12 protein-coding genes are annotated in these 10,949 nt (G+C 67.7%); 9 read left to right on the forward strand and 3 right to left on the reverse strand.

Features of this window, described 5'->3' with window-relative positions; genetic code table 11:
* Window positions 1-100: 100 nt before the first annotated feature.
* On the reverse strand, window positions 101-430 hold the full coding sequence (locus D466_RS0116365; protein ID WP_018914791.1) for an addiction module antidote protein: 330 nt from the start codon (window positions 428-430) through the stop codon (window positions 101-103).
* 2 nt (window positions 431-432) lie between these two features.
* Window positions 433-732 (reverse strand): type II toxin-antitoxin system RelE/ParE family toxin, encoded by a 300-nt coding sequence (locus tag D466_RS0116370; RefSeq protein WP_018914792.1) that lies wholly within the window; start codon window positions 730-732, stop codon window positions 433-435.
* A gap of 201 nt (window positions 733-933) precedes the next feature.
* On the opposite strand from D466_RS0116370, the gene D466_RS0116375 reads away from it, so the two are divergent.
* On the forward strand, window positions 934-2,826 hold the full coding sequence (locus D466_RS0116375) for a DUF2075 domain-containing protein (RefSeq protein WP_231385756.1): 1,893 nt from the start codon (window positions 934-936) through the stop codon (window positions 2,824-2,826).
* A 48-nt stretch (window positions 2,827-2,874) separates the two neighbouring features.
* Here the strand turns inward: D466_RS0116375 and D466_RS0116380 are convergent, their stop codons facing one another.
* Window positions 2,875-3,765: a LysR substrate-binding domain-containing protein gene (locus D466_RS0116380; RefSeq protein ID WP_018914794.1), complete on the reverse strand. Its 891-nt coding sequence runs from the start codon at window positions 3,763-3,765 to the stop codon at window positions 2,875-2,877.
* A 143-nt stretch (window positions 3,766-3,908) separates the two neighbouring features.
* On the opposite strand from D466_RS0116380, the gene D466_RS0116385 reads away from it, so the two are divergent.
* Genes D466_RS0116385 through D466_RS22090 form a run of 8 tightly spaced genes read left to right on the forward strand, consistent with a single transcriptional unit; the run spans window position 3,909 to window position 10,731 of the window.
* Complete coding sequence (locus D466_RS0116385; RefSeq protein WP_018914795.1) at window positions 3,909-4,949, forward strand: ABC transporter substrate-binding protein; 1,041 nt, start codon at window positions 3,909-3,911, stop codon at window positions 4,947-4,949.
* 24 nt (window positions 4,950-4,973) lie between these two features.
* Complete coding sequence (locus D466_RS0116390; protein ID WP_018914796.1) at window positions 4,974-6,011, forward strand: ABC transporter ATP-binding protein; 1,038 nt, start codon at window positions 4,974-4,976, stop codon at window positions 6,009-6,011.
* A complete protein-coding gene (locus D466_RS0116395) occupies window positions 6,008-6,871 on the forward strand; it encodes an ABC transporter permease (protein ID WP_018914797.1) in 864 nt (287 codons plus the stop codon). Before D466_RS0116390 ends, D466_RS0116395 begins: the two co-directional genes overlap by 4 nt.
* The gene (locus D466_RS0116400) at window positions 6,868-7,662 is read left to right on the forward strand and encodes an ABC transporter permease (protein WP_018914798.1); all 795 of its coding nucleotides are present in this window, start codon (window positions 6,868-6,870) and stop codon (window positions 7,660-7,662) included. The genes D466_RS0116395 and D466_RS0116400 overlap by 4 nt, the downstream gene beginning before the upstream one ends.
* A complete protein-coding gene (locus D466_RS0116405) occupies window positions 7,659-8,777 on the forward strand; it encodes an FAD-binding oxidoreductase (protein WP_018914799.1) in 1,119 nt (372 codons plus the stop codon). Before D466_RS0116400 ends, D466_RS0116405 begins: the two co-directional genes overlap by 4 nt.
* On the forward strand, window positions 8,761-9,066 hold the full coding sequence (locus D466_RS0116410; RefSeq protein ID WP_026285383.1) for a (2Fe-2S)-binding protein: 306 nt from the start codon (window positions 8,761-8,763) through the stop codon (window positions 9,064-9,066). Before D466_RS0116405 ends, D466_RS0116410 begins: the two co-directional genes overlap by 17 nt.
* Window positions 9,063-10,505 carry an FAD-dependent oxidoreductase gene (locus tag D466_RS22085; protein WP_018914801.1) on the forward strand — a complete coding sequence of 481 codons (1,443 nt, stop codon included), beginning with the start codon at window positions 9,063-9,065 and terminating at the stop codon, window positions 10,503-10,505. The genes D466_RS0116410 and D466_RS22085 overlap by 4 nt, the downstream gene beginning before the upstream one ends.
* Window positions 10,498-10,731, forward strand: a complete 234-nt coding sequence (locus tag D466_RS22090; RefSeq protein ID WP_156004378.1) for a hypothetical protein — start codon at window positions 10,498-10,500, stop codon at window positions 10,729-10,731. Before D466_RS22085 ends, D466_RS22090 begins: the two co-directional genes overlap by 8 nt.
* The last annotated feature ends 218 nt before the right edge of the window (window positions 10,732-10,949 follow it).

Consider the following 10,949-nt stretch of genomic DNA (forward strand, 5'->3'; position numbering starts at 1 on the left):
ACCTGTTGAGCGCCCCCAGGGCCGGGCTGCGCCCAGCGCGCCCCCCGTGGGGGTCAAGAAAACTTGGGGCGGCCCGGCGTTTTCTTGAGAGCCGGCCCGCTTATAGCTTGACGAAGTCGGCGGCTGCCGGGTGCAGCGGCTGCGCGACCAGGCGTACGCCCAGGGCCGCGCACACGCGGCTGATGGTTTCGAAGCGTGGTTCGCTGCCCGGGCGCAGCGCCTTGTAAAGCGCCTCGCGCGCGATACCCGCGTCCTTCGCGACTTGAGACATTCCCCTGGCTCGTGCAATATCGCCGAGGGCCGCTGCCAGCAAGGCCGGGTCGTTCTCCTCGAGTACCGTCGTCAGGTACGCCGCGATGTCCTCCTCGCTGGCCAGGAGTTCGGAGGCATCGAATTCGGGCAGCTCTGAAACCTTGATCTTCTGGGGCATGGTCAATCCTCCAAGGACTTCGCAAGCGCGATGGCACGTCGGATGTCAGTTTGCTGCGAGGACTTCTCGCCGCCCCCGAGCATGACGAGCAACGTCTGGTCGCGGTGGACGTAGTACATCCGCCAGCCGGGGCCGAAGTGCTCGCGCATTTCGAACACGCCCTCGCCCACGGACTCGACATCACCGAGGTTTCCTAGTTGGGCCTTGCGCAGCCGTTTGCTGAGCCGTTGCCGGGTCAGGGCATCCTTCAACCCCCGGATCCAACAAGAGAACTCGTTGGTCAGCTTGAGCGTGTAAGCCATGATCTGATTGTAATCGAACGATTACGGCCTCTCAAATTGCAGGACATTGCGGGCTGCGCCGGAAGCGAAAGCCGGGATTTGCCCTCACGAGGCGGCGGCCGAGACCGACCACGTCCAGCCGGCTTGACCCCGAGCCGCGCAAGTATCCTTCGGATAAAGTCTTCGGCAGCAGCAGAAGATGCACCGGCGTCCCATAGACCGGTGCCGTCGCTCCAGGGGGGAGCCGTGATCGTCTACGAGGCCGACAAGCGCCAGTTTCTGTTCGACAACGACCACCGCGACATCGAGGAAGTCGTGCTCGATCGCTTCGTGCGGGTGACGGGGCATCCCGTCGGCCGCGCGGAGTTGCTGTCCTGGCGTCATTCGCTGGCCTCCTTCGCCCGCGTGCTGCGCGACGAGGATCTGCCGCAGGACATGGGCGTGGCGGTGGAGTTGCACATTCCGCAAAGCTCCAAGCGCATCGACGTCACGCTGACCGGCTTCGACCACGAAGGGGTGAAGCAGGCCGTGATCATCGAGCTCAAGCAGTGGGAGCATGCGGCGGCCACGCCGAAGGACGCCATCGTGCTCACCTACCTCGGCCACGGCGAGCGCGAGGTCGTGCATCCTTCGTACCAGGCCTGGTCGTATGCCACGCTGCTGCGCGATTTCAATGAGGCGGTGCACAGCCGCGACATCGCGATCTCGCCCTGCGCGTATTTGAACAACTACCGTCGCGACGGGGTGCTGGATGCCCCGCACTACGCCGAGCATCTGGCCCGCGCCCCGCTGTTCCTGAAGGGCGAAGGCGAGTTGAAGGATCTGCGCGGCTTCATCAAGCATCGCGTGCGCCGCGGCGACGGCGGGGCGGTGCTGCATGAACTGGTCAACGGGCGCATGCGCCCGTCCAAGGCCTTGGCGGACAGTCTGTCGCTGATGCTGCGCGGCAACCCCGCATTCGTGCTGATCGACGAGCAGAAGCAGGTGTACGAGGCGGCCCTGGCTGCCGCACGCGAGGCCACCGACGAGCGCCCGCGGGTGTTGATCGTCGAGGGTGGTCCCGGAACCGGCAAGACCGTGCTGGCGATCAACCTGCTGGTGGCCTTGATCGAGGCCGGGCTCAACACCCGCTATGTGTCGAAGAACGCCGCGCCGCGCCGGGTCTACGAAAGCCGGCTCGCCGGGACCATCAAGCGCACGCGTTTCGCCGAGTTGTTCAAGAGCTCGGGCGCCTTCGTCGATGCCGCGCCCAATGCCTTCGACGTGTTGCTGGTCGACGAGGCCCATCGCCTGAACGAGAAAAGCGGGCTGTACGGCAACCTGGGCGAGCATCAGGTCAAGGAGCTGATCCGTGCGGCGCGCTGCACGGTGTTTTTCCTCGACGAGGACCAGCGCGTCGCGCTGCAGGACGTCGGCACGCGGCAGCTCATCGGCGATTTCGCGCGGGACCGGCCCGGCGTGCAGCTCGGCGAGATGGCCTTGGCGTCGCAGTTCCGCTGCAGCGGGTCCGATGGCTACATCGCCTGGCTCGACCATGTGCTGGGCATCCGGGAGACGGCCAACCCCACGCTGGATGCTGGCGATTTCGACTTCCGCGTGTTCGACACCCCGCAGGAGCTTCATGCGGCGATCGCGGCGCGCAACACCCACAACAAGGCCCGCGTGGTCGCGGGCTACTGCTGGCCGTGGCTCAGCCGGAATGACCCCGCCGCGCATGACATCGTGATCGGAGACGACTACCGCCGGCGCTGGAACCTGGACAAGGACGGCGCCCTGTGGATCATCGCGCCGGACTCGATCGACGAGGTCGGCTGCATCCACACCTGCCAGGGCCTGGAGCTCGACTATGTGGGTGTGATCATCGGCCCCGACCTGGTCGCGCGCGACGGCCAGGTGCTCACCCACCCTGCGGCCCGCGCCCCGCAGGACCGAACCCTGCGCGGCTACCGGCGGCTTGCCCGCGACGAGCCGCTGGCGGCACGGGCCCAGGCCGACCTGATCATCAAGAACACCTACCGGACCTTGATGACACGCGGCATGAAGGGCTGTTTCGTGTACTGCACCGACGAGACGACGCGAGAGTACTTGCGGCAGCGCCTGGGAAGCCCGAACTGAATATCCACGGGTTGTCGTGGACATTCCCGAAGGAACATGACCCCCGCCCTAATCCAGCAGCGCCCGCAACTCCATCTCGAAGGCCTCCGCCAGGTGCATTCTCGAGGGAAGCCTCGGGTACACCACCACATGTCGTGACTCGAGCGTCTCGGCCAGCGGCAGGACGTGCACGCCGTCCTCGCGGTAAGGGTCGGCCGTCCACTTGGACACGATGGTCGCGCCGACTCCCGCGGCCGCCAGCGCGCAGGCGATGGAGGAACTGGGGGTCTCCACGATGACCTCCGGCACGGCGCCGGCCTGCGAGAAGGCCTCGTCGATCTGGTAGCGCAACACGCTTTGCTGCGAAAGCAGGATCATGCGTTCGCCGTGCAGCTGCTTGAGGGAGAGGGTTTCGTGCCGCGCCAGCGCGTGGCCGGGCGGCAGCACGACGACCGACCGGCACTCTCCCAGCGGCACCACCTCGATGGCGGAGCGGTTGAGCGGAAGCTCCACCAGTCCCAGGTCGAACTGGCGCGTGGCCACGAGCTCCGCGATCTGGCGCGAGGGCAGGCTTTGCAGGAACACCGACACCTTAGGCCGCGAGGCCAGGAAGCGCGCGACCGCGCGCGGCACCAGGCCCTGCGCCAGGGCCGGCAGGCAGGCGATGCGCAGCGCGCCCGCCTTCTGGTAGCGCAGGTCGTGCGCGAACTGGGAAATGCGCTCGAGCCCGCTGCTCAGGTGCTCCACCTCCCTGTACAGCGCCTCGGCTTCGGGCGTCGGAACCAGGCGGCGCCCGGTGCGATGGAACAGCGCGTAGCCCAGCCGCAGTTCCATCAGCGAGATGGTGCGGCTGACTCCGGGTTGGGTGACGTTGAGCAGGCGCGCCGCGCCGACCACCGTACCGGCGACCATGACCGCGCGGAAGGCCTCGATCTGGCGGAAGCTGAGCTGGGTTTTCATGTATAACAATTGGGCATCAACAACGAGCGCATTTTCACTGTTTTTCGCTTCCTGTTCCACCTAGGATGGGCCCATCCGCAGCAGCCATGCGCCATGACGGCGCGCGAAAGCGGCGCGGAACAATCCATAGACAGGAGGCATAGATGAAGGCGAAGCACTCGGTTGTGGGGCTGCTGGCCGCGCTGGCGGTGTCGGTTCCCGTGGTGTCGCAGGCCGCGGGCACCTTGTACGTGGGCGGCTATGGTGGGTCCTTCCAGGACGTGCTGCAGAAGTCGGTGATCCCCGGCTTCGAATCCGCCACCGGAGCCCAGGTGGTGTACGTACCCGGCAACTCCACGGACACGCTGGCCAAGCTGATGGCCCGCAAGGGTCATGAGGACCTGTCGGTGGCGATCATCGACGACGGCCCGATGGCCCAGGCGGTTCAGCAGGGGCTGTGCGCCAAGTTGTCCGACGAGGGCGCGATCCGGGAGATCTATCCCCTGGCCAGGCTGCCGGAGGGGCAAGCGGTCGGCATCGGGCTTCTGGCGGTGGGCCTGGGCTACAACACGGCGGTGTTCGCCAAGCACGGCTGGAAGGCGCCGACCTCGTGGATGGATCTGGCGAATCCGAAATACAAGGGGCGCGTGGTCATTCCGCCAATCACCAATGGCTACGGGCTGCTGACCCTGGTGATGATGGCCCGCATCCACGGCGGCGGCGAGAAGGACATCGCGCCCGGCTTCCAGGTGCTCAAGCAGCAGGTCGCGCCCAACGTGGTGGCGTGGGTGGGCTCGCCCGGCACGATGGCGCAGATGATGCAGACTGGACAGGCGGCCCTGGTGGTATGGGGCAACGGGCGGGTGCAGGCCGTGGCCGACCAGGGCGCCCCGGTGAAGTTCGTCTACCCGAGGGAGGGAGCGCCGGTGCTGATGTCAGAGGCTTGCGTGGTGCAGGGCGGGCCGCAGCAGGCGCTGGCGCAGAAGTTCGTGCAGTACCTGGTCTCGCCGAAGGTGCAGGCGCTGCTGGCCGAGAAGGCGGGATTCGGGCCGGTCAATCCCAAGACCACGTTGTCGCCGAAAGTGCAAAGCCGCGTGGTCTTCGGCCCGGAACAGGTCAAGCAGCTGGTCCAGCCCGACTACGCGATCATCAACAAGCAGCGCGCCGCCTGGACCTCCAGCTGGGACCGCACGCTGGAACAGTGAGTCCGTCCGCGGCTTCCGACCATCATGGCCTTTCTCGAGTTGCACGGTCTGAGCAAGCGCTTCGGCGGCACGGTCGCGGTCGACGAGCTCAGCCTTTCCATCCCGAAGGGTGAGTTCGTCTGCCTGCTCGGGCCCTCCGGTTGCGGCAAGACGACCACCCTGCAGATGATCGCCGGCTTCGTCCAGCCCACCGCCGGGCAGATCCGCCTGGACGGCAAGGACATCACGGGGCTCAAGCCTTGCCGCCGGGGCCTGGGCATCGTATTCCAGAGCTATGCCCTGTTCCCGCACATGACCGTGGCGCAAAACGTGGCCTTCGGCCTGGAGATGCGCAAGGTGCCGGCGGCGCCGCGCAGGGAGCGCGTGGCGCAGGCGCTGGAGGCGGTCAATCTGTCGGGTCAGGCCGACCGCTACCCGCGGGAACTCTCGGGCGGGCAGCGCCAGCGCGTCGCGCTCGCCCGGGCCCTGGTGATCCAGCCGCCGGTGCTGCTGCTGGACGAGCCCATGGGGGCCCTGGATGCCAAACTGCGCGAGGACATGCAGGTCGAGCTGCGGGCCCTGCAGCACCGCGTGGGCATTACCACCATCATGGTGACCCACGACCAGGCCGAGGCCATGAGCCTGGCGGATCGGGTCGTTCTGATGAACAAGGGCCGCATCGAACAGGTGGATGCGCCCTATGCGATGTACGAGCGTCCCAACGGGCGCTTCGTGTCCACCTTCCTGGGCAAGGCGAACGTGCTGTACGGCAGGGTCGGCCGGGGCGCCTTCCTGATCGATACGCTGAGCCTGCCGGTCCTTCCCGGCGCGCCGGACGGCGACTGCGACTACATGGTGCGGCCGGAACGCATCCGCCTGGTCGCCGCGAACGCGCTGCTCACGGGCCGCGTCCGTGCCCGCAGCTTCCAGGGCAACCACTGGATGTACCTGCTGGAGACCCCCGTGGGCGCGCTGCAGGCAGCGCAGGCCAACGCAGGCACGGCGATGCCCGAGGAAGGCGCGCAGGTGGGGATCTCCTGGTCGGCGGAGGACGTTCGCCTGCTGCCGAGGCAAGCCTCATGAGCCGCGAGCCGTCCTCGGTGGTGCCCTACGGGCTGGCGGCCCCCGCCACGCTCGCGGTCGCGCTGTTCGTGGCCGTGCCCCTGCTGCTTACGTTCGCGCTGAGCTTCCATCCCTTCCTGCCCTCGGGGCAGATCGGCCACGGCACGACCCTGGCCAACTACGTGGAGATCGGCTCGGACTCCTACTACGGGGTGATCTTCGCGCGCACCTTCGCGGTCGCGTTGATGGTGACGGCCGTCTGCATCTTCATCGGGGTGCCCGAGGCCTACGTACTCAGCCGGCTCCCCAAGCGTTGGCGCGCCCTTTCACTGCTGCTGGTGCTGGGTCCGCTGCTGGTGTCGGTGATCGTGCGCACCCTGGGCTGGGCCATCCTGCTGGGCGCCGGCGGATTGCTGGACCAGCTCGTGCGCGCGCTGGGCATCAGCGATCGGCCGGCGCCCCTGATGTACACCTATACCGGCGTGGTGATCGCGCTGGTTCATGTGCTGGTGCCCTATATGGTGCTGGCGGTGTGGGCTTCGCTGCAGCGCATCGACCCGGCCACCGAGCAGGCGGCCGAATCGCTGGGCGCGGGCGCGTCCAGGGTGCTGTGGCGCATCGTGCTGCCGCAGATCGTCCCGGGCGTGCTGTCGGGCGGGCTGATCGTGTTCGCGCTTTCGGCCAGCGCCTTCGCCACCCCGGCGATCATCGGCGGGCGGCGCCTGAAGGTGGTCCCCATGTCCATCTACGAGCAGTTTCTCAACACCCTCAACTGGCCTCTGGGGGCGGCGCTGTCCGCGGCCCTCGTGCTGCTGGTGGTGGGCATTTCCATGGGCCTGAACCGGGCCGTGGAGCGACGTTTCAGGCAGGTGTTCCAGTGAGGCGCATCCATCCGCTGCTGTTGGCCTTCCACGTGGCGTTCCTGGCCTTCATCGTGTCGCCGCTGCTCATCGTGGTACTGGTCTCCTTCACGGGCAAGGGTTACATCGCCATGCCCTTCGGCGACGCCTCGCTGCGCTGGTACCGCGACATCGCCGACCACCCCGGATTCATCTCGGCCTTCTGGCGCAGCATGGAGCTGGGCACCACCGCGGCGACGCTGTCGGTGCTGCTGGCGGTTCCCGCGGGCCTGGCGATCGCCTGGTACCGGTTCCCGGGCCGCGGTGCGCTCCTGGGGCTGCTGCTGTCACCGCTGGCGGTACCGCCTGTGGTGCTGGGCATCGGGCTGCTGAGCTTCCTGACCCGCATCGGCGCCGAGGACACCATGTTCAGCCTCGTCGTCGCCCACGTGGTGGTGGTGCTGCCCTATGTCGTGCGCCTCGTCGTAGCTGGGGCCACCGGGGTCGATGGGACCGTGGGCCAGGCCGCGCAGTCGCTGGGCGCCTCGGCCTGGACAACCTTCCGCCGGGTGCAGCTTCCCATGATCCTTCCGGGGGTGGCCGGAGGGTGGCTGATCGCCTTCATCACGAGTTTCGACGAGTTGAGCATGACCATTTTCGTGGCCTCCCCCAGGACGCAGACCCTGCCGGTGAAGATGTACGCCTATATCGCGAACACCATAGATCCCCTGTTGGCCTCGGTCTCGACCGTGCTGATGGTCATGGCGCTTGTGTTGATGCTGCTTCTGGAGCGCTTCTACGGCGTCGAGCGCGTGCTGGGAGGCTCGGCATGAGCCCGCACAGCCCCTGCGATACCCTGGTCATCGGTGGCGGCGTCGTAGGCATGGCGATCGCCTACGGCCTGGCCCGCTCCGGCGCCTCGGTCGAGGTGATCGACGAGGGGGACGAAGCCTTTCGCGCGGCCCGGGGAAACTTCGGGCTGGTGTGGGTGCAGGGCAAGGGCGCGAGCTGTCCGGACTATGCCCGGTGGAGCCGCGAATCGGCACGACTCTGGCCCGACTTCGCCAGGCAATTGAGCGCGGATTCGGGGGTGGAACTGGAGCTCTCGCAGCGTGGTGGCCTGATGCTGTGCCTCGGCGAGTCGGAGCTCGCGCAGCGAGTGAAGCTGCTGGAATCCATCGCCGGCGAGGCCGGGGAGCCCTACCCCTTCGAGGTGTGGGACAGGACCACGCTGGGTGAGCATGTATCCGCTATCGGACCGGAAGTCGTGGGCGCGACCTATACGCCCATGGACGGGCACGTCAGCCCGTTGCGCCTCTTGCGCGCCCTGGTCGAGGCCTTTCACAGATTGGGCGGGTGCTTGCGCAGCGGTTTGAGTGTTCGCGACATCCGCCGGGTGGGCGAAGCCTTCCACGTCAGCACAGGGGGCCAACCGCACGTGGCTCGCCGAATCGTCTTGGCGGCCGGCCTGGGAAATCGCCAACTCGCTCCCCTCGTGGGCCTGGAAGCGCCGGTACGGCCGAATCGTGGACAAGTGATGGTGACCGAGCGCATGGCACCGTTCCTGGACCTGCCGACGGGTCAGGTGCGCCAGACCGGGGAAGGCAGCGTGCAAATCGGCGACTCCCTGGAGGACGTTGGCTTCGACGACCGAACGACCACGCGCGAGTTGGCCCGTATCGCGGATCGGGCGCTGTCCTGCTTTCCGCGCCTGCGCGATGTCAACGTGGTCCGAAGCTGGGGAGCCCTGCGCGTGATGACGCCCGACGGAATGCCCATCTATCAGGCTTCCAGGCAATGCCCCGGTGCCTTCGTAGCCACCTGCCACAGCGGGATCACCCTTGCTGCTCAACACGCCGGCGCCATCGCCGGCTGGGTTCGCGGCGGCGAAGCTCCCCGCGAGCTGGCCTCTTTCCAAGCCGAGCGATTTCATGTTCAAAGCTCTTGAAACGGCCGTTCCCGCGCAGGTGGTGACTATCTACGTCGACGGCACACCGGTCGCCGTGCGCGAAGGCGAGACCTTGGCTCTCGCCTTGCTCGAAACAGGCATGGACGATTTTCGAACGACCCCGGTGTCGCGCGCGAAGCGCGGCCCCTTCTGTCTGATGGGTGCCTGCTTCGACTGTCTTGTGGAGCTCGACGGCCATGCGAACGTGCAGGCTTGCTGCGTGGAGGTTCGCGCAGGGCAGCAGGTACGCAGGCAGCGCGGTGCTCGCAGCCCGGAGTCCGGCGCATGAGCCCGGACTGCATCGTCATCGGCGGTGGGCCGGCGGGCATGTCCGCGGCCTTGGGTTGCGTCTCCCATGGCCTGCGCACTGTTTTGCTGGACGAGCAGCCCCGGCCGGGCGGCCAGATCTACCGCAACGTCGGCCGGGCCACCCCTGAGGTGCGCGGCCTGCTGGGCAAGGATTACGCGCGTGGCGCTGCACTGGTGGAGCGCCTGGAGCGCTCCGAGGTCCAGGTGCATCGGGGGGCGTTGGTCTGGGACGTGGCCGAGGACCTGACGGTCTCCGTGCTGGCCGAGGGGCGGAGCGTACAGATGCGCGCGCCCCGGCTTCTTGTGGCCAGCGGCGCGCTCGAGCGGCCGTCGCCTATGCCCGGATGGACGCTTCCCAGGGTGATGAGCGCCGGCGCGGCGCAAATCGCCCTCAAGGCCTCGGGTTCGATTCCCGAAGGAAGGGTGGTCCTGGTCGGCTGCGGCCCCTTGCTTCTGCTCGTGGCGTGCCAGTTGCTGGATGCCGGGGCGACGCTGGCCGGCATTCTGGAGACGGCCCCGGCGAACAATCGGCGCGAGGCCCTGCGCCACCTGCCCAAGGCGTTGGCGGCGCCCGAGTATCTGCTCAAGGGCCTGCGCATGTTGCGCAGGCTGCGGCGCGCGGGGGTTCCGCACCATGCGGGTGTCTCCCAAGTCCGTGTCGAGGGGACGGACGCGGCGAGCGGGGTGCGCTTCGTGTCCAGGGGGCGGGAGCAGCTGCTGGCCGCCGACGTGGTGCTGTTGCACCACGGAGTCGTGCCCAACACGCAGCTCAGCCGATTGCTGCGCATTGATCATGCATGGGACGAGGGCCAGCTGGCGTGGCGGCCTGTCGCAGATCCGTGGGGCCGCACATCGCGGCCGGGTGTGCACCTCGTGGGCGACGGCGCTGGCATTTCCGGGGCGTTGGCCGCGCAGCTCGGTGGGGATCTCGCGGCGCTGGATGTGGCCTGCGCGATGGGCAGGATCACGCAGTCGCAGCGGGATCGACTGGCAGCCCCCTTGCTCAGGCGCAGGCGCCGCCAGCACAGCGTGCGCCCCTTTCTCGACGCGCTGTACAGGCCGCCTGCGTGGATCGCGTGCCCGCCGGACGACACCACGATCGTGTGCCGCTGCGAGGAGGTCACGGCAGGCCGCATCCGCGAGATGGCGAGCCTGGGCTGCCGCGGCCCGAACCAGACCAAGTTCTTCAGCCGCTGCGGCATGGGGCCCTGTCAGGGCCGCATGTGCGGCCTGACCGTGACGCAGTTGCTGGCGCAGCAGTTGGATCTGGAACCTGCCGAGGTCGGCGCCTACCACGTGCGCTCGCCGCTCAAGCCGATTCCCCTGTCGGCATTCGCAACGATGACCTTTCTCGATGGAGACGCTTCGCACCATGAGCACCAGGATCCAGCGCTATCAACCCGGCCCACGGATGAGTAAGGCCGTGTGCCACGGCGGCCAGATCTACCTCTGCGGGCAGACTTCGGCGGGCAGCGAGGCCGTGGGAATCGCGGCGCAGACGCAGGAGGTGCTGGCGCGCGTCGATGCGTTGCTGCAAGCCCAGGGCAGCGACAGGTCCCGCCTGCTGGCGGTGACTGTGTGCGCCGATGCAATTCTGAGCCACCGTGCCGACCCAATAGTGAGCCAGGGATGGGAGCCGGTCTGATGATGTCCGGCGGTGGATAAGTGTAGGTCGTGGCCTGGGTCGGTGATCTCCTGGTGGTCGGTTTGATCGAGGGGGAAGCCGTGGAGGGCGTAGCCCGGAACGGCTTCCCCCTCGGTGTCTTAGGTGGTCTGTGCTGGCGCCTTGCGAGCCTGTTCCCGGCTCTTGATCCGCGTCCTGGCGTCGGCACTGGAGCGCATGAAGCGGATCGACTCGTTGCC

The sequence above is a fragment of the Thiomonas sp. FB-6 genome (assembly GCF_000377645.1).
In the GTDB taxonomy this organism is placed as follows: Bacteria; Pseudomonadota; Gammaproteobacteria; order Burkholderiales; family Burkholderiaceae_C; genus Thiomonas_A.

What these genes read in the sequence shown, in the direction of transcription:
- D466_RS0116380 (WP_018914794.1), bottom strand. Translation starts at nt 3,765, where the DNA reads ATGAAAACCCAGCTCAGCTTCCGCCAGATCGAGGCCTTCCGCGCGGTC.
- D466_RS0116410 (WP_026285383.1), top strand. Translation starts at nt 8,761, where the DNA reads ATGTTCAAAGCTCTTGAAACGGCCGTTCCCGCGCAGGTGGTGACTATC.
- D466_RS0116405 (WP_018914799.1), top strand. Translation starts at nt 7,659, where the DNA reads ATGAGCCCGCACAGCCCCTGCGATACCCTGGTCATCGGTGGCGGCGTC.
- D466_RS0116370 (WP_018914792.1), bottom strand. Translation starts at nt 732, where the DNA reads ATGGCTTACACGCTCAAGCTGACCAACGAGTTCTCTTGTTGGATCCGG.
- D466_RS22085 (WP_018914801.1), top strand. Translation starts at nt 9,063, where the DNA reads ATGAGCCCGGACTGCATCGTCATCGGCGGTGGGCCGGCGGGCATGTCC.
- D466_RS22090 (WP_156004378.1), top strand. Translation starts at nt 10,498, where the DNA reads ATGAGTAAGGCCGTGTGCCACGGCGGCCAGATCTACCTCTGCGGGCAG.
- D466_RS0116390 (WP_018914796.1), top strand. Translation starts at nt 4,974, where the DNA reads ATGGCCTTTCTCGAGTTGCACGGTCTGAGCAAGCGCTTCGGCGGCACG.
- D466_RS0116395 (WP_018914797.1), top strand. Translation starts at nt 6,008, where the DNA reads ATGAGCCGCGAGCCGTCCTCGGTGGTGCCCTACGGGCTGGCGGCCCCC.
- D466_RS0116385 (WP_018914795.1), top strand. Translation starts at nt 3,909, where the DNA reads ATGAAGGCGAAGCACTCGGTTGTGGGGCTGCTGGCCGCGCTGGCGGTG.
- D466_RS0116365 (WP_018914791.1), bottom strand. Translation starts at nt 430, where the DNA reads ATGCCCCAGAAGATCAAGGTTTCAGAGCTGCCCGAATTCGATGCCTCC.